Source organism: Phytohabitans houttuyneae (assembly GCF_011764425.1).
In the GTDB taxonomy this organism is placed as follows: domain Bacteria; phylum Actinomycetota; class Actinomycetes; order Mycobacteriales; family Micromonosporaceae; genus Phytohabitans; species Phytohabitans houttuyneae.
Genome location: NZ_BLPF01000003.1, coordinates 113,408 through 132,941, shown reverse-complemented (window position 1 = coordinate 132,941; position 19,534 = coordinate 113,408). Strand labels below are relative to the sequence as shown.

Below are 19,534 nucleotides of genomic sequence, written 5' to 3'. Positions count from 1 at the left end.
CACGTCACGCGTCGTCGAGCAGGCCCAGCAGGTAGTCGCCGTAGCCGCTCTTGGTCAGCGGGCCGGCCAGGTCGCGCAGCTGCTCGGCGGAGAGGAACCCGGCACGCCAGGCGACCTCCTCGACACAGCCGATCTTGAGGCCCTGCCGCTCCTCGATCACCCGCACGAACTCGGCCGCCTGCATCAGCGACGTGAACGTCCCGGTGTCCAGCCACGCGGTCCCCCGGTCGAGCACGGTGACCGACAGCTCGCCCCTCTCGCGGTACGCCTCGTTGACCGCGGTGATCTCCAGCTCGCCCCGGTCGGAGGGCTTGAGGGCGCGGGAGATCTCGACCACGCGGTTGTCGTAGAAGTAGAGGCCGGGCACCACGTACCGGGACTTGGGGCGGTCCGGCTTCTCCTCGATCGACAGCACCCGCCCGTCGGCGTCGAACTCGACCACCCCGTACGCCTCCGGGTTGGCCACCGGGTACGCGAACACCCGCCCGCCGGCCACGTCGTCGTGGCTGGCCAGCTGGTGGCCCAGGCCCACGCCGTGGAAGATGTTGTCGCCGAGGATGAGCGCCACCGGCTGGTCGCCGATGAAGTCCGCCCCGATGACGAACGCCTGCGCGATGCCCTCGGGCCGCGGCTGCGCCGCGTAGCGAAGGTCGAGGCCCCACTGCGAGCCGTCGCCCAGCAGCCGCTGGAACTGCGGCTGGTCCTCGGGGTCGTGATGATCAGGATCTCGCGGATCCCGGCCATCACCAGCGTGGTGAGGGGGTAGTAGATCATCGGCTTGTCGAAGACCGGCATCAGCTGCTTCGAGACCGCCCGGGTGATCGGCCACAGCCGGGAGCCGGTGCCGCCGGCGAGAAGGATTCCGCGCACCCCGGTACCTTAGCGGCGCCGCGGAAGTCGTGCTGCCGACAGGGCGACCGGTGATTACGTCGCGTAGACTGCGGACCTCGTGAGACTCCTCGTCACCGGCGGAGCCGGGTTCATCGGGTCGGAGTACGTGCGCGAGCTGTTGCGCGGCACGCTCCCGGCCGCCGCGCCGACCGCGGTCACCGTGCTCGACAAGCTCACCTACTCGGGCAATCTGGCCAATCTCGACCCGGTGCGCGACGACCCCCGCCTCCGCTTCGTGCAGGGCGACATCTGCGACGCCGCGCTGGTCGAGGACGTGGTGCCCGGTCACGACGTGATCGTGCACTTCGCGGCCGAGTCGCACGTCGACCGCTCGATCGCCGGTGCCGCGCCGTTCGTGACGACAAACGTGCTGGGCACCCAGACGCTGCTGGACGCGGCGCTCAAGCACGGCACGGGACGGTTCGTGCACGTGAGCACCGACGAGGTGTACGGGTCGATCGAGCACGGCTCGTGGACCGAGGACTGGCCGCTCGCCCCCAACTCTCCGTACTCGGCCTCCAAGGCCGGCTCCGACCTGCTCGCGCTCGCGTACTTCCGCACGCACGGGCTCGACGTGGTGGTCACCCGCTGCTCCAACAACTACGGGCACCACCAGTACCCGGAGAAGGTCATCCCGCTCTTCGTCACCAACCTGCTGGACGGCGGCACCGTGCCGCTCTACGGCGACGGCGGCAACGTCCGCGACTGGCTGCACGTGCACGACCACTGCCGTGGCATCGCGCTCGTGCAGGACAAGGGGCGGCCGGGCGAGGTCTACCACATCGGCGGCGGCACCGAGCTCACCAACAAGGAGCTGACCGAGCGCCTGGTCGAGGCGTGCGGCGCCACCTGGGAGTCGGTGCGGCCGGTGCCCGACCGCAAGGGCCACGACCGCCGCTACAGCCTCGACATCACCAAGATCAGCCAGGAGCTGGGGTACGCGCCGACGGTCGACCTCACCCGCGGCCTGGCCGAGACGGTCGCCTGGTACCGGGACAACCGCGCGTGGTGGGAGCCCCTCAAGGGATGAGCGGCATCGACCACGGCGGCGGTGCGTGGCAGGCGCGGCGGGTCCTCGTCACCGGCTCGGGCGGCATGCTCGGACATGACCTGCTCGGCGTGCTCAAGCACCGTCCCGAGCTTGAGGTGACCGCGCTCGCCCGCGCCGACCTCGACGTGCGCGACGAGGCCGCCGTCCGCGCCGCCGTCACCGGCCACGACGTGGTGCTCAACGCGGCCGCCTGGACCGACGTCGACGGCGCCGAGGAGCGCGAGGCCGAGGCCACCGCGGTCAACGGCCACGGCGCCGCAAACCTGGCCCGCGCGGCCGAGGCGAGCGGTGCGAGGCTGGTGCACGTCTCCACCGACTACGTGTTCCGCGGCGACGCCACCTCGCCGTACCCCGAGGACGCGCCGACCGACCCGATCAACGCGTACGGCCGGGGCAAGCTCGCCGGTGAGGAGGCCGTCCTGGCCGCCGGCGGGTACGTGGTGCGCACGGCCTGGCTCTACGGCGCGCACGGCCGCAACTTCGTCACCACGATGCTGCGGCTGGCCGGCGAACGGGAGACGCTCGACGTGGTCGACGACCAGCGGGGGCAGCCGACCTGGTCGTGGGCGCTCGCGGAGCGCCTGGTCGACCTGGCGCTCGCCGACGCGCCGCCCGGCGTCTACCACGGCACGGCCAGCGGCGAGACCACCTGGTTCGGGCTGGCCCGCGCCATCTTCGCCCGGGCCGGGCACGACCCCGAGCGGGTGCGCCCGACGACCAGCGAGCGGTACGTGCGGCCAGCGCCCCGCCCGTCGTACAGCGTGCTCGGTCATGATCGTTGGGCCGAAGCCGGGATGACACCCATGCCAGACTGGGAGTCGATGCTGTCCGCCTACCTCGGGAGCCCCCGTGCCTGACCTGCCCCGGGTGAGTGCCGTGGTGCTGGCGTGGCGCGCGGAGCCACTGTTGCGGCGCTGCGTCGAGGCACTGCTCGCCTCCGTCAAGGTCGACGTCGAGGTCGTCCTGGTCGACAACGGCTGCACCAACCCCGACCTGCCCTACCTGGCGAGCCTGCCCGGCGTCGTCCTGGCCGGCTCCGGGGAAAACGTCGGCTTCTCCGCCGGCTGCAACGCGGGCGCCGCGGCCGCCTCGGGCGAGTTCCTGGCGCTGGTCAACGGCGACGCCATCGTCGAGCCCGACGCGCTCGCCCGCCTGGTCGACGTGCTGGCCGACGAGACCATCGGCGTGGCCGCCGGCGCCGTGCGCCTCGCCGACGAGCCCGAGCTGCTCAACTCCCGGGGCAACGAGATCCACGTGCTCGGCGTGAGCTGGGTGGGCGGCTTCCGCGAGCGCGAGACCCGCACGGAGCCCACCGAGACCGCCGGCGCGATGGGCGCCTTCGTGGTCACCCGCCGCGCGCACTGGCAGCGCCTGGGCGGCTTCGACGAGCACTACTTCGCGTACGTCGAGGACGCCGAGATCTCCCTGCGCACCTGGCGCCTGGGCAAGCGGGTGGTAAACGTCCCGGACGCGGTCGCCCTGCACGGCTACGAGTTCAGCAAGGTCAGCTTCAAGTTCTACCTGATCGAGCGCAACCGCCTGATGTTCGTCACCACCGTCTGGGGCGGCCGCGCCCTGGCCCTGCTCGGGCCGCCGCTGCTCGCGCTGGAGCTGGTGATGATCCTGCTCTCCGCCAAGGAGGGCTGGCTGAAGGACAAACTGCGCGGCTACGGCTGGCTGTGGCACCACCGCGCCCACCTGCGCGCCCGCCGCCGCGCCCTGCAGGCCGAGCGCGTGGTCCCGGACCGCGAGTGGATGCGCGTCCTGACCGACCGCTTCGACACCCCGCTGATCAACCCGCCCGGTGTCGGCCTCCTGAACGCGCTGATGACCCGCTACTGGCGCCTGATCCGCCGCTGGCTGTAGCGCTTCGTCACCAACCGCAAGCCCACAGACCGGCACGACACAGGCGAGGCAAGCGCGGACGGTGACGCATGGCCCCGGCCCGCAGGGCCGGATCAGGTTGGAGCTTGCCCCCGCGCGGACGGTGAGGCCCGGGAGGAACGGTCCGGGCCACTGCGGACATCGCGGTAGCCCGGATCCTGGTCTTGAAGTGAGGCGAGCCGGCGCTACTGCTTGGCGTCGCCCTCGGTGTCGTCCAGGTCGTCGAGGATCTCCAGGTCGTCGGAGCCGGCCGACTGCGGCGGCGCCTTCTTCTCCTGGGCGGGCGGCGGCTCGGACGGTGACTCGGTGGCGGGCGCCGGCGGCTCCTCCTCGGTGAGCAGCGACGTCAGCGCCACCCCGGTCACCCGCCGGAACGTGCGGCCCGTGCGGCGCCGGTCCAGCACCGCCACCTCGAGCTGGTCGGCGCCGAGGGTGCGCGGCTGCCCGCCCTCGCCGCCCACGCTGCCCAGCGCCTTGACGGCCAGCCGCACCGCCGCGCCGAGCGAGAGGTCGGCGCGGTGGGACTCCTTCAGCGCGCCGGAGATGGACTCGGCCTGGCCGCCCATCGCCATCACGCCGGGCTCGTCCTGCACCGACCCGTCGTACGTGATCCGGTACAGCTCGTCCGACTCGGCCGTGACGCCCACCTCGGCCACGCAGATCTCCACCTCGTACGCCTTCACCTGCTCGGTGAAGATGGCGCCGAGCGCGTGCGCGTACGCGTTGGCGATCGCGCGGCCGGTCACGTCGCGGCGGTCGTAGCTGTACCCGTTGAGGTCGGCCATCCGCACGCCGGCGCGGCGCAGGTTTTCGAACTCGTTGTACCGCCCCACGGCAGCGAACCCGATGCGGTCGTAGATCTCGCTCACCTTGCGCAGCGAGGTGAGGTTTTCCGCGACGAAAAGCACCCCGCCCTCGTACGTGAGCACGACGGCGCTGCGACCGCGGGAGATGCCCTTGCGGGCGTGCTCCGAGCGGTCGCGCATGATCTGCTCGGGCGAAGCGTAGAACTGCATGGCCACGACGGCGGCACTCCTTCAGGCGAGATTCGGGCGGAGACCAGTGGTGCGGATCAGCCGCCGATGTTTTCCATGCGGCGGGCGACGACGGCCTCGGCTATCGCGCCGACCTCCTCGTCGGTGTGGCGGCGGGTGCCCTCGACGGTCGCGCTCATGACCACCGGGTAGATCTTGCGGGTGAGGTCGGGACCGCCGGTGGCGGTGTCGTCGTCGGCCGCGTCGTAGAGCGCCTCCACGCCGAGCGTGACCGCCTCCTCGACGGACAGGCCGGGCCGGTACCGCTTCTTGAGCGCCGACTTGGCGAACAGCGAGCCGGAGCCGATCCCGTCGTACCCGGTCTCCTCGTAGAGGCCGCCGGCCACGTCGAAGCTGAAGATGCGCCCCACCTTGGCCGGGTCGGTGGCCGCGAGGTCGACGCCGGCGAAGATCGGCACGACCGCGAGGCCCTGCATGGCCGCGCCGAGGTTGTTGCGCACGAGCGTGGCGAGGCGGTTGGCCTTCCCGTCGAGCGAGAGCATCGCGCCCTCGATCTTCTCGTAGTGCTCGAGCTCCACCTGGAACAGCTTGATCAGCTCGATGCCGATGCCGGCGGTGCCGGCCATGCCCACCAGCGAGTACGGGTCGGCGGGGTGCACCTTCTCGATGTCGCGGCTGGCGATGAGGTTGCCCGCGGTCGCGCGGCGGTCACCGGCCATCACCACGCCGTTGGCGCACACGATCGAGACGACGGTGGTGGCGTGGGGTGCCATGTCCGCCGAGTACCCCGGCGGGAGGGGACGGCGCCCGGGCAGCAGCTCCGGCGCGGTCTGACTGAGAAACTGCGTGAAGGAGGACGTCCCCGGGTTGCTGAAGAAGTCTGAATGGCGCCCGGATGGCTCGTAACCCGCTGGCACGTGCTTCCCTTCAGTTAGGTGATCGCCAAGAACATACTCGACGCCGCCGCGACGGGCGCGACGGCGCGAGTGACCGTTCGGCCAGGAAACTACTACTCTCCGCCCTTTTGGACGTATCCGCGGACGAATTCCTCTGCGTTCTCTTCCAGGACTGAGTCGATCTCGTCGAGCAGGTCGTCGACGTCCTCTGTGATCTCGGCGTGGCGCTCGGCGACCTCCGGGTTGGCCTCGGGGGCCGGGCCGGCGTCGACGTCCTCCTCGCGGCGCGCCTTGCCGGACTGCGACTGACCGCCACTGTCACGGGTAGCCATCGGGTCCTCCTCAACATCGCTTGCTGAAAAACTACCTTGCCCGCGCCACGGAAACCCCCGCCCCGCGCGACGTTTCGCGCAAGGCGCAGCGTTCACCCGCCGGTGATCGCCTCGAGCAGGTCCTTGGCGCTGGCGCAGCGGTCGAAGAGGGCACCGACGTGCTTGCGGGTGCCCCGCTCGGGCTCCATCATCGGCACCCGCACGAGCGACTCGCGCCCCACGTCGAAGATGACCGAGTCCCAGCTGGCGGCGACCACCTCGGACGCGTACTGGGCCAGGCAGCGTCCCCGGAAGTACGCCCGGGTGTCCTCCGGCGGGTCGACCATCGCGCGGCGGGTCACCTCCTCGTCGAGCAGCGTCTTCATCGAGCCGCGGGCGACGAGGCGGTGGTAGAGGCCCTTCTCCGGGCGGACGTCGGAGTACTGCAGGTCGACGAGCTGGAGCTTGTGCGAGGCCCAGCCCAGCTTCTCGCGCTCGCGGTACCCCTCCAGCAGCCGCAGCTTGGCCAGCCAGTCCAGCTCGTCGGCGCAGAGCATCGGGTCGCGGCCGAGGCGGTCCAGGACGCTCTCCCACCGGGCGAGGACGTCGGTGGTGGCGGCGTCGGTGTCCGCTCCGTACCGGTCGTCCACAAAGGACTTGGCCCGCTCGAAGTACGCCCACTGCAGGTCGAGCGCGGTCAGCCGCCGCCCGTCGCGCAGCCGCATGAGGTGGGACAGCGTGGGGTCGTGGCTGACCGCCTTGAGCTCGGAGACCGGGTCGGCGATGCCGAGGTCGGGCGTGAGCACCTTCTCCTCGATCATCGTGAGCACGAGGGCGGTGGTGCCGAGCTTGAGGTACGTGGAGATCTCGGACAGGTTGGCGTCGCCGATGATGACGTGCAGCCGCCGGTACTTGTCGGCGTCCGCGTGCGGCTCGTCGCGGGTGTTGATGATCGGGCGCTTGAGGGTGGTCTCCAGCCCCACCTCCACCTCGAAGAAGTCGGCCCGCTGCGAGATCTGGAAGCCGGGCTGCGACCCGTCCTGGCCGAGACCCACCCGCCCCGCGCCGCACACGATCTGCCGCGTGACGAAGAACGGCGTCAGGTACGCCACGATGTCGGCGAACGCCGTCTGGCGGCGCATCAGGTAGTTTTCGTGCGCCCCGTAGCTCGCACCCTTGTTGTCGGTGTTGTTCTTGTACAGGTGGATCGGGTGCGTGCCCGGGATGGTCGCGGCCCGCCGCGACGCCTCGGCCATGACCCGCTCGCCCGCCTTGTCCCACTTGACCAAGTCAAGCGGATTGGTGACTTCGGGCGTCGAGTACTCGGGGTGGGCGTGGTCCACATACAGCCGGGCGCCGTTGGTGAGGATCACGTTGGCCAAACCCAGATCCTCGTCGGCGAGCGCCTCAGCGGGGTCGTAAGCCGCCCCGGAGTACGTGAAGCCGCGCGCGTCCCGCAGCGGCGACTCCTCCTCGTAGTCCCAGCGCGCCCGCCCGCCGCGGGTCAGCTCGGGGCGTGCCCCGTACGCATTGACCACCTGGGAAGAGGTAACCATCGGGTTGGCCCCGGGCTGGCCGGGCACCGAGATTCCGTACTCGACCTCGGTCCCCATGATCCGCCGAACACTCATGCCTCGCCTACCTCACTGCCGCCCAGGTGCGTACGCGCCACGTGTCGAGCGTAGTCCGCCGGTAGCGCTCCGCGCTGCGCCGCACCGGGTGGGGTTGTACCGACTGTGCGGAGCTACGCTCCGGTATCATGACGCGGCCCAGAGGGCGGCGCACGGCTAAACGCATGGCGACCAGGCGAGGAGCGTAGCGGGTGGGTGAGCTGACGGTCACGCGAGCCGTCCCGTCCAAGGAGAAAAAGGAGGCCGTCGTGCCGGCCCCCTCGGCCGAGGAGAAGCCCGTCAAGACGCCTCGGAGATGGCGCCGCCCGTCCGGCCCGTACGCGTGGGGTGCTCTCGTGGTGCTCGCGGCCACCGTGACCGCCATGGTGTGGACGTACGCCAAGACGCACCAGATCTTCCCCGACTCGCAGTGGTACCTGATCTACACGTATCACTACATGGGGTACGACAACGCCCACGGCGAGCAGATCGTGCTCGACTACATCCGCGACCACGGCACGTTCAAGCCGTACGACTACCTGTGGGCCTCAAAGCCGTTCACGCTCAGCTACCGCCCGCGCATACTGCTGCCGCTGCTGTCGGTCCCGTGGGTGGCGCTCTTCGGCCCCGGCGGCATCGTGGTGGTGCCGGCCGTCGCGTTCGTGGTGGCGATGTTCCTGATCTACCGCCTGGCCACCATCCACGCCTCCGTGCCCGCCTCGGCCGCCGCGGGCGTGCTCGCCGTCTGCTCGCCGCTGATCGCCAAGTGGTGCGTCGGCGGCCTGACCGACTCGCTCGCGCTGATGCTGCACACCGCACTGCTCCTGCTGCTGCCCTGGCGCAAGCCGGCGACCAGGTGGACGGTGGCCGGCCTGGCACTGACCGCGTTCCTGGTGGGGACCGCACGCGTCATCACGCCCTACACGGTGGCCACGGTGGCGGCGGTATGGATCTGGGCGATGTGGCGCGACCGCGCCCGCTGGCGCTCGTGGACCGCGGCCGCCGCCGGCGCCGCGGCCGGCGTGGTGGCCGGCGCCATCTGGAGCAAGCTGGTGAGCGCGCCGCTGAGCAGCACCGACCACTTCTACAGCATGACCGGCGGCCGCGCCCGCACGCTCGGCGAGGCGATGCCGTGGTACCGCGAGACCGTGCCCACCGCACTGTCCAAGGAAGCCACGACCGTGCTCTCCAGCTGGCCGCTGGTGCTCCTGCTGGTCCTGTCGATCATCGCCAGCGTGGTCGCCTGGCGCACGGTGGTGCCATGGCTGGTCCTGTCCGCCTGGGTCGGCGCCACCGGCATCTTCCTGATCGCCCCGTTCTGGACCATGTTCCGCTACGAGATCCCGATGCTGCCCGCCCTGGTGGTCGCGGTGGCGGTGCTCCTCGACCGGGTCGCGAAGGGGCTGCTGCCCGCCTTCCAGCAACGCCCCTCCCCCACCACCGAGGCCGGCTAGCCCGGCCGTCCGCCGCAGGCACATCGGTTGCTCGGCGTCCACGACTTCAAGGGCCAGATCTGACATCGGGCTACCGCGACGCTCGTCGTGGTCCGGACCGTTGCTCCCGCGGCCTCACCCTGCGCCGCTGGTCACCCTCACCCCCGGAATTGCCCCTCGGCCGCCCGCCGCGACGTGGGTCGAGCTGGCATGGCACTTCGCCGCGCCGCCACGACCGGACGGCGCGGACCTCGACTCCACACCAACCGCGGCGGACGGTTGAGCCGTCGCCGCCCGGATGTTCCGCGCTGGGAGCGGCACCGGACCCACACAGACCGCCACGGTCGGCCCGGCAACGACCGGACGGTGCGTACCTCGCCACGACGAGCATCCAGGCCGCAGGTCGAGGCTCGGCCGGATGAGCTTGGCGGCGGGAGGAGCGGCCCGGCGAGCGACCTCGTGTCGCCAAGAAGCACCCTTGCCACCGACGGCCGAGGCACGACCCCAGACTGCAAACTCGCCAGGAAGAGCACTTGGCCCGCACAGACGCCATCAACGGCTGAGTCAAATCGCACGGCGGGCGACCTCGCCAGGCGGGAGCGGCGACGCCACGGCTGGGCGGCTTGCGATCTTGCCAGGAGGAGCACCCTCGACTTTCGGAGTTTCGTCGTCTGGAGTCCTTTCGCGGGTCACCACCTCACCCTCCGTGGTCGCCAGCTCAACCCAGGAGCCCACTCCGGCAGATCTTGGCAAGTTGGCGTCGAAATGGCGCGCAAACTCACCAAGATCTCGAAGCTCACACCGCCGGCACCTGATTGACAGTCACCGACCGCGACGAGGGCGGACTCGCGCACTCCCGCCTCGAAGATCTGCAGAAGCACGGGCGGGGAAGATCGGACAGGTGGATCTTGCATCTTGCCTGGTCAATGCCTTACCCGTAAAGCTTGCCACTGCGGCGCGGGCACCGTGAGCTGGGAGGACACCGGAGGCTGTCGCACGGCAAGCGATCCTTACTCCGAAAGTCGAGAGCACCCCAGGCCGGCAGAAATCGCGGCCTACGGGCGAGCCTCGGCGGGATGAGGTCCCCGGCGGGAGGCGGCCGCCATCTCGCTGCGCGGCACCGTGAGGACTCGGCCGCCTAGCCGTGCTGGACGGCGAGACCGTGGGTGGCGAGCGGTGGCGGGCTTATGGAGCACGGGACCGCACAGACCGCTACCGGCGGCGCGCGACCCTCGCCAGGACGAGCGCCGAGGCCGCCGGCGGCCGAGCGACCCACCGGACGGCGCGGCGACACCGCACGAGTGGACGGCTGCGACCTCGCCGAAGAGCGGCCAGCCCCACGTGCGGACAGCGGGCTGCGGTCGGGCCTCGGTGGCTCGCGTGCTCGGGCGGGTCGTCGAGAGCGGGACCAGCGGCGGAGGGTGAGGCCGCGGGAGCAACGGTCCGGACCACGGCGGACGTCGCGGTAGCTCGCGTTTCTTCGGGCTTTTGGTCCTGGGCGGAGGTGGTGCGTGCGGACGTGGCAGGGCCCCGCGCGCCGGAGCGTGCGGGGCCCTTGACGTTGCTGGCGTTACAGGTACTGGCCGGTGTTGCTGACCGTGTCGATGGAGCGGCCGGCCTCGGCGCCCTTGCCGCCGGAGACGAGCGTGCGGATGTACACGATCCGCTCGCCCTTCTTGCCGGAGATGCGGGCCCAGTCGTCCGGGTTGGTGGTGTTCGGCAGGTCCTCGTTTTCGCGGAACTCGTCGACGCACGCGTCCAGCAGGTGCTGCAGGCGCAGGCCCTTGCGGCCCGAGGAGAGGAACTCCTTGATGGCCATCTTCTTGCCGCGGTCGACGATGTTCTGAATCATGGCGCCGGAGTTGAAGTCCTTGAAGTACAGGACCTCCTTGTCGCCGTTGGCGTACGTCACCTCGAGGAAGCGGTTCTCCTCGGTCTCCGAGTACATGCGGAGGACGACCGCCTCGATCATTGCCCCCACCGTGGCCTGGGCGTCGCCGCCGTGCTCGGTGAGGTCGTCGGGGTGCAGTGGGAGGCCGGTCAGGATGTACTTCGAGAAGATGTCCTTCGCGGCCTCGGCGTCCGGGCGCTCGATCTTGATCTTCACGTCCAGGCGGCCTGGGCGGAGGATCGCGGGGTCGATCATGTCCTCGCGGTTGGAGGCGCCGATCACGATGACGTTTTCGAGCCCCTCGACGCCGTCGATCTCGCTGAGCAGCTGCGGGACGATCGTGTTTTCCACGTCGGAGGAGACGCCGGAGCCGCGGGTGCGGAACACGGAGTCCATCTCGTCGAAGAACACGATGACCGGCGTGCCCTCGCCCGCCTTCTCGCGGGCGCGCTGGAAGATCAGCCGGATGTGCCGCTCGGTCTCACCCACGTACTTGTTGAGCAGCTCAGGGCCCTTGATGTTGAGGAAGTAGCTGGTGTGCTTCTCCTCGCCACGGCCCTCGGCGATCTTCTTGGCCAGCGAGTTGGCCACCGCCTTGGCGATCATGGTCTTACCGCAGCCGGGCGGGCCGTAGAGCAGGATGCCCTTCGGCGGGCGCAGCTGGTGCTCCCGGAAGAGGTCGGAGTGCAGGAACGGCAGCTCGACCGCGTCGCGGATCTGCTCGATCTGGGAGTGCAGGCCGCCGATGTCCTCGTATCCGACGTCGGGCACCTCCTCCAGCACGAGCTCCTCGACCTCGCTCTTCGGGATCCGCTCGTACGCGTACGCCGAGCGGGGCTCGATCATGAGCGAGTCACCCGCGCGCAGCGGCGAGCCGATCAGCGTCTCGGCGAGGTGCACGATCCGCTCCTCGTCGGCGTGGGACACCACCAGCGCCCGGTCACCCGGACCGCCGGCAGGGTGCTCCAGCACCTCCTTGAGCATGACCACTTCGCCGACCCGCTCGTACCCGAACGCGTCGACGATGTTGAGCGCGTCGTTGAGCAGGACCTCCTGCCCACGGCGCAGCTCGTCGACGTCGAGTGACGGGGACACCGCCACCCTGAGCTTCCGTCCGCCGGTGAAGACGTCGACGGTGCCGTCGTCGTGCTTGGCCAGGAAGACGCCGTAGCCGCTGGGCGGCTGCGCCAGGCGGTCGATCTCTTCCTTGAGCGTCACGATCTGGGCTCGAGCCTCTTTCAGAGTGCTCACGAGCCGCTCGTTGTTTTCGGTCAGTCGGGCCAGCTGCGCCTGCGTTGCCGCTAGCCGCTCCTCGAGCTGCCGGACGTGTCGTGGGCTTTCGGTCAGCTTGCGCCGCACCAGAGCGAGTTCCTCTTGAAGGAACGCGACCTGAGTGGAGAGATCGTGGGCCTCCTTCTCCCACCGTGCGGCGCGCGAGTCCGCGTCGTCGCTGCGTGCCACGTCCCACCTCCCCGGGGGCTTGAACGTACTGCCATAACACTAACTGGTGTTACGGCCAATCGAACCTACGCAACACCCTCGTCACTGACTCTTGATCTGTACGGGCGGGTGAGCAGCACTGGTAATGCCCGCCGAACAGCGGTGCATTCCTCAAAGTGTCGGGCGTCCGACCATCGACGCGACGAGTCGGGCGAACTCCTCCAGACGGGTGATTTGTCCCGCTCCGCCGTCGTCGAGGGTCTTGCCGAAGCGGAGCGCGTCGTGGCGTACCGAGTTGGCCTGCTCCTCCGCGGGCGCGGCGGGGTTGGGCCCGGCCTCGTCGAGGGAGCTGAGCAGCAGGTACACGTCGATGCTGTCGACCCGCACCTGCCCGGTGGCGGTGCGGGTCAGCCGGCGGCGGCAGCCCACCTCGGTGACCGTGGAGAGCGGCACGACGCGCAGCGACGAGGTCATCGAGCCGGGCGGCCCGTCGCCGGGTGCCACGTCCTCGCCGTGCCACAGGATGAGGCGGCTGCCGTCGCAGACCACGACCTCCTGCCAGACGCCGTTGACCTCGTTGACGAAGCGTTCGAGCGTGAAACCGAGCACCGTGGCACCGCGCAGCACCCCGCCGAGGGCCTCCAGGGCCACGTCAGGGTCGCGCAGGTAGACCCGAGCCGCCGAGTCCAGGTCCTGGTACGGCGACCAGTCGGGAAAGACCGCGGGCAGCTCACCACCTCCGAACGCCGGTCTAGCCACTCGTGTCGGCCTCCTCACCCCGTGGCGCCGGGGGCGCGGCGGCCGCTGCCTTTCGAGCCGCGTACGCCTCGGCGCCCTTGCTCGGCTTCCGGCGCCGCGGCGGGGCGGTCACCCCGGGCGCGAGGCGGCGCGTCGAGACCAGGAACGCGGTGTGGGCGATCATCCGGTGGTCGGGGCGCACGGCGAGCCCGTCGGCGTGCCAGTCGCGCACGAGGCTCTCCCAGGCCCGCGGTTCGGTGAAGCAGCCGCGCTCGCGCAGCGCCTCGACGAGCTCGGAGAGCTGGGGAACGGTCGCCACGTACCCGATGAAGACGCCGCCGGGCACGAGCGACCGCTCCACCAGGTCGAGCGCCTCCCACGGGGTGAGCATGTCGAGGATTATCCGGTCGAAGCCGGTTTCGCGGCATTCCACAACGTCACCGAGGTGCAGATTCCACGCTGGGTGGGGACCACCGAAGAACGCCTCGACGTTCTTTCGGGCGATAGCGGCGAAGTCGTCCCGTACCTCCCAGGAGTGAAGCTCGCCGGCGGTCCCCACCGCGCGCAGCAGCGAACACGACAGCGCGCCCGAGCCCGCGCCGGCCTCCAGGACCTTCGCACCCGGGAAGATGTCGCCCATCGCGACGATCTGCGCCGCGTCCTTCGGGTAGATCACCTGGGCGCCGCGCGGCATCGACAGCACGTAGTCGGAGAGCAGGGGGCGCAGCGCCAGGTACGCCGTGCCGCCGCTGGAGGTCACCACGCTGCCGTCCGGGAGGCCGATCAGCGCGTCGTGCTCCAGCGCGCCGCGGTGGGTGTGGAACGAGCGCCCCGGCTCCAGCACGATCGTGTGCATCCGGCCCTTGGGATCGGTGAGCTGCACCCGGTCACCAGGGCGGAAAGGCCCGCGGTGGGCGGGCACGGAGTCGACGTCGTCGGAGATCGCGGCGGTCACGTGTTCAACTTCCGGTTGGGTTCCAACAGCTGGGCGAGGTCGGCGACGTGGAGCACGCCGACGACATCGTCGCCCGCGGTCACGAGGTACTGCGCGCCGGGGTGCGCCTGGACCGCCTTGATCACCTGCTCGCCGCTCGTGCCGACCGGGATCGTGTGAATGCCGTCGATGCCGCGGGCCACCGTGTCGACGGCGACCCAGGGGCGGCGCTCGGCCGGGACGGCCGCCGCGGCGGCCCGGTCGACCAGCGCGACGAGGCGGCCGGCGGAGTCGGACACGCCGATCGACGCACCGGCGCGGCCGGCGTCGGTGCCGCGGCGCTGCGCCTCGGCGAGCGGGGTGCCGGTGGGCACGGCGAAGACCGGGCGGGCCAGGCGGGCCACGTCGATGAGCGGGAAGCGGCGGCTGATCCGGGCCACCCGGATCGCCTGCCCGGCGCCCTGCCACATCGTGAACGCCACGAGCAGCATGAACACCAGCCCGAACGTGGACAGCACCCCCACCGCCGTGAGCAGCGCGACAGCCGCGGCGGTGGCGATGGCGACCGCACGGCCCACCCACCCGGCGACCTCGGTGCCCAGGTGGCGGTCGTTGGAGATCGCCCACACCGCCGCGCGGAGCGCCCGCCCGCCGTCGAGCGGCAGGCCGGGCAGCGAGTTGAACACGGCCACGACGATGTTGCTCACCGCGAGCTGGAAGGCGAGCTGGTTGACGAGCGTGCGGTCGGGCAGCGCGAGCGTCGCCACCGTGGCCACCACGCCGAGCACCAGCGACACGGCCGGCCCGGCCAGCGAGACGTACAGGTCGACCTTGGGGCTGGGCGCGTCGCGGTCCATCTCGGTGTAGCCACCGAGAAGCTCCAGTGTGATGCCGCGCACGCCGATACCGTACCGGCGCGCCGTCAGCGCGTGGCCGAGTTCGTGCAGGAGTACCGATCCGAGTAAGCAGACCACGAAACCGAAGCCGATCGCGTACCCCGCGGCCTGGGACAGAGCCAGCTCGCGCCGCACGAACTCGCCGTAGATCACGGTCACGAGCACGGCGAGCAGCAGCATGGAGGCATTCAGGTACAGCGGGACGCCCAGCACCCGGCCCACGGCCAGACCCGGTCGGCGGTCGGTCCGGTCCTGCCGCGCGCGATCCTCCACCCCTCGATGCTACGGGTTGCCGAGCGTGCGGCGAGACCGCCTTAGTGGGCACACACGGGGCGCCGCTGCGCCACGATGTCGTACCCGTGCCATAGCCTTCGGTGCATGACGGTCGCGGAGCTGGGCGAGGTCGGGGATGTGGGCGAGGTCGCCCAGGAGCCGGTGCTGCCGAGCCTCTCCCCCTCCCGGGCGGCCGACTTCAAGACATGTCCCCTGCTCTACCGGTTTCGCACGATCGACCGGCTGCCCGAGCAGCCCACCCGCGACCAGGCCCGGGGCACGCTGGTCCACGCGGTGCTGGAGCGGCTGTTCGACCTGCCGCCGGGCGAGCGCACCCACGCCGCCGCGACCGGCCTCGTCACCCCGCAGTGGGAGCGGCTGGTCGATGAGGCGCCGCCGCTGGGCGACCTGCTGACCGACACCGAGCGGGAGGCGTTCCTGGCATCGGCCGGCGAGCTGCTGGAGGGCTACTTCGCGGTCGAGGACCCGAGCCGGCTGGAGCCGGCCGAGCGGGAGAGCCTGATCTCCGCGGTGGTCGACGAGCGGCTGCTCATCCGGGGATACGTGGACCGCCTCGACGTCTCCCCCGCCGGCGACCTGCGGGTGGTCGACTACAAGACCGGAGGCGCGCCGCGCGAGGCGTTCGAGGCGCGGGCGCTCTTCCAGCTCAAGTTCTACGCGCTCGTGCTGTGGCGCACGCGGGGCGTCGTGCCGCGCATCCTGCGCCTGCTCTACCTGCGCGACCGCGAGATCTGCGACTACGCGCCCGACCCCGAGGAGCTGGTGCGCTTCGAGCGCACGCTGCTCGCGCTGTGGCAGGCGATCGACCGGGCCACCGCGGAGCGCGACTTCCGCCCCAAGCCGAGCCGGCTCTGCGACTGGTGCAGCCACCAGTCGCTCTGCCCGGCCTTCGGCGGCACTCCGCCGCCGTTCCCCGAGCGCGAGGAGCAGGCGGTCGACGGTGCCCTCATCCCACAGGAGGATGACCGGCTCACCGCGGGCGACGAAGGAGAAGCGTCCCGCAGCGGATAACTTCCATACATGAGCGGGAGAGCGGGCCCCGGCGGAGACGTGGAGCAGCGCGAAGCGCGGCGCAGCGTCTTCGTTGGATGCAGGTGCGAGGCCACGGACGCCGCGCACGACGGCGGAGCGGGGTAGGCATGGCTCGTGCGGACGCTCCGACCGTCGGCCGCTCCCTGGTGGACGGCTGGCGCGAGCGGCTGCGCCTGGAGCCGGCCGGGCGGCGCGCCCTCGGGTTCGACGCGCTGCTGGCCGTCGCCGTGGTCCTGGTGGAGATGGTGCTCACCGCGTTCGGGCCGCCGGACATGCGCACGGCGGGCTGGTCGGCGACCATCGGCTGGAGCCTCGCCGGGTGCGTGGCGCTGGTGCTGCGCCGGGTCGCCACCTGGACGGCCGTGTGGGTCGTGCTCGCCTCGCTCGCCTCCTCGATCGTCACCCGGCACCAGCCGCTCACGATGGTGATCGCGATCCTGCTGGTCACGTACACCGTCGCGGCCGAGTTCCCCCTGCGGCGCGCGGCACCGACCGCGGCCCTGCTGTGGCTGCCGGTCTTCCTGCTCAACGCGGTCACGCCGGCCGACCTGCGCCCCACCGACATGTCGGCCTTCTACATCGCGTTCCTCAACGGCCTCATGGCCATGGTGTGCTTCCTCGTCGGGCGCACCGTGCACGCCCGCCGCACCTCGATCCTCGCCCTGGAGGAGCGGGCCCGGGCCGCCGAGCAAAACCAGCGGGCCCTGGCCGAGCAGGCCGTCGGCGACGAGCGCCGCCGCATCGCGCGCGAGCTCCACGACATGGTCGCCCACCACGTCAGCGTGATGGGGGTACTGGCGACCGGCGCCCGCCGCGTGCTGAAGCGCGACGCCGACGCGGCCGACGAGGCGCTCGCCACCATCGAGGACACCAGCCGGGCCACGCTGCGCGAGATGCGCCGCCTGCTCGACGTGCTGCGCACCGACGCCGAGCCGGCCGCCGAGCTGTCCCCGCAGCCGGGCCTTGCCGGTATCGAGGCGCTGGTGGAGCAGGTGCGCGAGGCGGGGCTGCCGGTCGCGCTCCGGGTCGACGGCACGCCCGGCCCGCTCGACTCCGGGGTGGCCCTCGCGATCTTCCGGATCGTGCAGGAGGCGCTCACCAACGCGCTCAAGCACGCCGGCAACGCGACCGCGCACGTGCGGCTCAGCTTCGGCGTGTACTGGCTGATCGTCGAGGTCTTCGACACCGGCCGCGGCCCCGCGCCCGGCTCCGACCAGGCCGTGGGCCACGGGCTCGTCGGCATGCGCGAGCGGGTCGCGCTGTACGGCGGTACGTTGCGCACCGGGCCCCGGCCGGGCGGCGGCTTCCGGGTGTACGCGAAGATCCCGATGGAACAGTCGTGAACCAGGGGGGACCAGCGTGACTCAGGAACGGCCGGTGCGGATCCTGCTCGCCGACGACCAGCCACTGCTGCGGACCGGGTTCCGCATGGTGCTGGGCGCCGAGGACGACCTGGACATCGTCGGCGAGGCCGGTGACGGCTCCGAGGCGGTCGACCTGGCCCGCCGGCTGCTGCCCGACGTGGTGCTGATGGACATCCGCATGCCCCGCCTCGACGGGGTGGCCGCGACCCGCGCGATCGTCGACGCCCGCCTGCCGGTGCGGGTCCTCATCCTCACGACCTTCGACCTCGACGAGTACGTGGTGGGCGCGCTGCGCGCCGGCGCGAGCGGCTTCCTGGCCAAGGACGTGCCCGCCGAAGACCTGGTGACCGCGATCCGCACGGTGGCGGCCGGCGAGGCGGTGGTGGCGCCGCGGATCCTCAAGCGGCTGCTGGACCGGTTCGCGGACAGCCTGCCCGACCCCTCCTCCACCCCGCCGAAGGCGCTGGACTCGCTGACCGAGCGGGAGCGCGAGGTGCTCATCCAGGTGGCGCGCGGGCTGTCCAATGCGGAGATCGCCGGCGCGCTCTCGGTGAGCGAGACCACAATCAAGACACACGTGGGGCACGTGCTCACGAAGCTCGGCCTCCGCGACCGCGTGCAGGCGGTCGTGCTCGCCTACGAGACGGGTCTCGTCCGCCCCGGCGCCTAGGGCGCGTACTCCTCCAGGGGGACGCCGGCACCGCCGTGCACCACGCCGGTCGTACCCGAAGAGTCTCCGCAAGCACGACGGCGCGGGCCTTTTCGTGTCCTAGCGTGGGTTCCGACATGAGCGAGCGAATCATCAGGCTCAGCGGCATTCGGGGGATGGCCTCGCCAGAGGCCATATGTGCGAGCGCGCTCAGGGGCAACCCCGCGGTGCGGTGTTTGGGCATGGCCCGCATCGCACGTGTCAGGGGCAACCCTGAGCGCGCATCGGGGACGGCCCGCATCCAAAGGTGGGTTTGGAGTTCCCCCGGGGGCGGACGATTCCGCGCTCCGCGGCCCCGAACATGGATGCTGCCGGCCGGTCCAAGCGTCCGGCCGGACCAGCTTCCCTGCGCCCGGGTTCCGCCCGGACGAGGATCGCAACGAGGGGGAAACAGTGACGACGACGGTAGCCCGCGACACCCATGTGGCGGCCCGTGCCACCGACGTGTGGAAGGTGTATGGCTCGGGTGAGGCCCAGGTGGTCGCGCTGCGGGGGGTCAGCGCGGAGTTCGAGCGGGGCCGGTTCACCGCGATCATGGGCCCGTCCGGGTCCGGCAAGTCCACGCTGATGCACTGCCTGGCGGGGCTCGACTCGGTGACACGCGGCCAGGTCGCGATCGGCGAGACGGTCGTCACCGGGCTCGGCGACGCCGGCCTGACCAAGCTGCGCCGCGACAAGGTTGGCTTCATCTTCCAGCAGTTCAACCTGCTGCCCACGCTGTCGGCCAAGGAAAACATCCTGCTGCCGCTGTCGATCGCCGGGCGCAAGCCGGACCAGGATTGGTTCGACACGGTGATCGCCACGGTGGGGCTCGGCGACCGGCTCGGCCACCGCCCCTCCCAGCTCTCCGGCGGCCAGCAGCAGCGCGTGGCGTGCGCCCGCGCGCTCGTGTCCCGCCCCGAGGTGGTCTTCGCGGACGAGCCGACCGGCAACCTCGACTCCCGCTCCGGCGCCGAGGTGCTCGCGTTCCTGCAGCGCTCCGTCCGGGAGTACGGGCAGACGATCGTCATGGTGACCCACGACCCGGTCGCCGCGTCGTACGCGGACCGCGTCGTCTTCCTCGCCGACGGCTCGATCGTCTCCGAGCTCTACGAGCCGACGCCCGAGTCGGTGCTCGACACGATGAAGCGCCTGGACGTCCTCACCGGTGAGGCGGCGGCCTGAC

At 71.2% G+C, this 19,534-nt stretch carries 16 protein-coding genes and 1 pseudogene; 8 read left to right on the top strand and 9 right to left on the bottom strand.

Going from position 1 to position 19,534, the window contains the following annotated elements; translation table 11 throughout:
• Positions 1 to 4: 4 nt before the first annotated feature.
• Positions 5 to 870, bottom strand: a pseudogene (rfbA, locus tag Phou_RS35585) (glucose-1-phosphate thymidylyltransferase RfbA).
• Positions 871 to 949: 79 nt separating this feature from the next.
• On the opposite strand from rfbA, the gene rfbB reads away from it, so the two are divergent.
• The 3 genes from rfbB to Phou_RS35570 are packed head-to-tail and all read left to right on the top strand — an operon-like array spanning position 950 to position 3,808.
• Positions 950 to 1,921, top strand: coding sequence for a dTDP-glucose 4,6-dehydratase (gene rfbB, locus Phou_RS35580; RefSeq protein WP_173065354.1), 972 nt, complete (start codon positions 950 to 952; stop codon positions 1,919 to 1,921).
• Positions 1,918 to 2,799, top strand: a complete 882-nt coding sequence (rfbD, locus tag Phou_RS35575; protein WP_173065352.1) for a dTDP-4-dehydrorhamnose reductase — start codon at positions 1,918 to 1,920, stop codon at positions 2,797 to 2,799. The genes rfbB and rfbD overlap by 4 nt, the downstream gene beginning before the upstream one ends.
• Positions 2,792 to 3,808 carry a glycosyltransferase family 2 protein gene (locus Phou_RS35570; protein ID WP_173065349.1) on the top strand — a complete coding sequence of 339 codons (1,017 nt, stop codon included), beginning with the start codon at positions 2,792 to 2,794 and terminating at the stop codon, positions 3,806 to 3,808. The genes rfbD and Phou_RS35570 overlap by 8 nt, the downstream gene beginning before the upstream one ends.
• Before the next feature lie 203 nt (positions 3,809 to 4,011).
• Here the strand turns inward: Phou_RS35570 and prcA are convergent, their stop codons facing one another.
• The 4 genes from prcA to dop form a co-directional block, all read right to left on the bottom strand.
• Positions 4,012 to 4,848, bottom strand: coding sequence for a proteasome subunit alpha (prcA, locus tag Phou_RS35565; RefSeq protein WP_173065346.1), 837 nt, complete (start codon positions 4,846 to 4,848; stop codon positions 4,012 to 4,014).
• Between the two features lie 50 nt (positions 4,849 to 4,898).
• Positions 4,899 to 5,738 carry a proteasome subunit beta gene (prcB, locus tag Phou_RS35560; protein WP_173065343.1) on the bottom strand — a complete coding sequence of 280 codons (840 nt, stop codon included), beginning with the start codon at positions 5,736 to 5,738 and terminating at the stop codon, positions 4,899 to 4,901.
• Between the two features lie 92 nt (positions 5,739 to 5,830).
• Entirely contained in the window at positions 5,831 to 6,049 is a 219-nt protein-coding gene (locus Phou_RS35555) for a ubiquitin-like protein Pup (protein WP_173065341.1), read from the bottom strand.
• 92 nt (positions 6,050 to 6,141) lie between these two features.
• Entirely contained in the window at positions 6,142 to 7,659 is a 1,518-nt protein-coding gene (gene dop / locus Phou_RS35550) for a depupylase/deamidase Dop (RefSeq protein ID WP_345511372.1), read from the bottom strand.
• A 191-nt stretch (positions 7,660 to 7,850) separates the two neighbouring features.
• On the opposite strand from dop, the gene Phou_RS35545 reads away from it, so the two are divergent.
• Positions 7,851 to 9,092, top strand: coding sequence for a hypothetical protein (locus Phou_RS35545; protein WP_173065339.1), 1,242 nt, complete (start codon positions 7,851 to 7,853; stop codon positions 9,090 to 9,092).
• A gap of 1,549 nt (positions 9,093 to 10,641) precedes the next feature.
• On the opposite strand, the gene arc is transcribed toward Phou_RS35545, so the two are convergent.
• The 4 genes from arc to Phou_RS35525 form a co-directional block, all read right to left on the bottom strand.
• Positions 10,642 to 12,423 (bottom strand): proteasome ATPase, encoded by a 1,782-nt coding sequence (arc, locus tag Phou_RS35540; protein ID WP_173065337.1) that lies wholly within the window; start codon positions 12,421 to 12,423, stop codon positions 10,642 to 10,644.
• A 150-nt stretch (positions 12,424 to 12,573) separates the two neighbouring features.
• A complete protein-coding gene (locus Phou_RS35535; RefSeq protein ID WP_173065335.1) occupies positions 12,574 to 13,161 on the bottom strand; it encodes a hypothetical protein in 588 nt (195 codons plus the stop codon).
• On the bottom strand, positions 13,154 to 14,095 hold the full coding sequence (locus Phou_RS35530) for a tRNA (adenine-N1)-methyltransferase (protein WP_173065333.1): 942 nt from the start codon (positions 14,093 to 14,095) through the stop codon (positions 13,154 to 13,156). The genes Phou_RS35535 and Phou_RS35530 overlap by 8 nt, the downstream gene beginning before the upstream one ends.
• A complete protein-coding gene (locus Phou_RS35525) occupies positions 14,092 to 15,183 on the bottom strand; it encodes a site-2 protease family protein (RefSeq protein ID WP_246274393.1) in 1,092 nt (363 codons plus the stop codon). The genes Phou_RS35530 and Phou_RS35525 overlap by 4 nt, the downstream gene beginning before the upstream one ends.
• 165 nt (positions 15,184 to 15,348) lie before the next feature.
• Here Phou_RS35525 and Phou_RS35520 point away from each other — a divergent pair, with 165 nt between their 5' ends.
• The 4 genes from Phou_RS35520 to Phou_RS35505 all read left to right on the top strand — a co-directional run bounded on the left by Phou_RS35520 (position 15,349) and on the right by Phou_RS35505 (position 19,533).
• The gene (locus tag Phou_RS35520; RefSeq protein WP_173065331.1) at positions 15,349 to 16,275 is read left to right on the top strand and encodes a RecB family exonuclease; all 927 of its coding nucleotides are present in this window, start codon (positions 15,349 to 15,351) and stop codon (positions 16,273 to 16,275) included.
• A 128-nt stretch (positions 16,276 to 16,403) separates the two neighbouring features.
• On the top strand, positions 16,404 to 17,639 hold the full coding sequence (locus Phou_RS35515; RefSeq protein ID WP_173065329.1) for a sensor histidine kinase: 1,236 nt from the start codon (positions 16,404 to 16,406) through the stop codon (positions 17,637 to 17,639).
• Positions 17,640 to 17,655: 16 nt separating this feature from the next.
• Complete coding sequence (locus Phou_RS35510; RefSeq protein ID WP_173065326.1) at positions 17,656 to 18,330, top strand: response regulator; 675 nt, start codon at positions 17,656 to 17,658, stop codon at positions 18,328 to 18,330.
• Between the two features lie 432 nt (positions 18,331 to 18,762).
• Positions 18,763 to 19,533, top strand: a complete 771-nt coding sequence (locus Phou_RS35505; RefSeq protein ID WP_173065322.1) for an ABC transporter ATP-binding protein — start codon at positions 18,763 to 18,765, stop codon at positions 19,531 to 19,533.
• Position 19,534: the final 1 nt, after the last annotated feature.

Coding starts and splice junctions, on each gene's coding strand:
- Phou_RS35515 (WP_173065329.1), top strand. CDS start 16,404: ATGGCTCGTGCGGACGCTCCGACCGTCGGCCGCTCCCTGGTGGACGGC.
- Phou_RS35520 (WP_173065331.1), top strand. CDS start 15,349: ATGACGGTCGCGGAGCTGGGCGAGGTCGGGGATGTGGGCGAGGTCGCC.
- rfbD (WP_173065352.1), top strand. CDS start 1,918: ATGAGCGGCATCGACCACGGCGGCGGTGCGTGGCAGGCGCGGCGGGTC.
- Phou_RS35555 (WP_173065341.1), bottom strand. CDS start 6,049: ATGGCTACCCGTGACAGTGGCGGTCAGTCGCAGTCCGGCAAGGCGCGC.
- dop (WP_345511372.1), bottom strand. CDS start 7,659: ATGAGTGTTCGGCGGATCATGGGGACCGAGGTCGAGTACGGAATCTCG.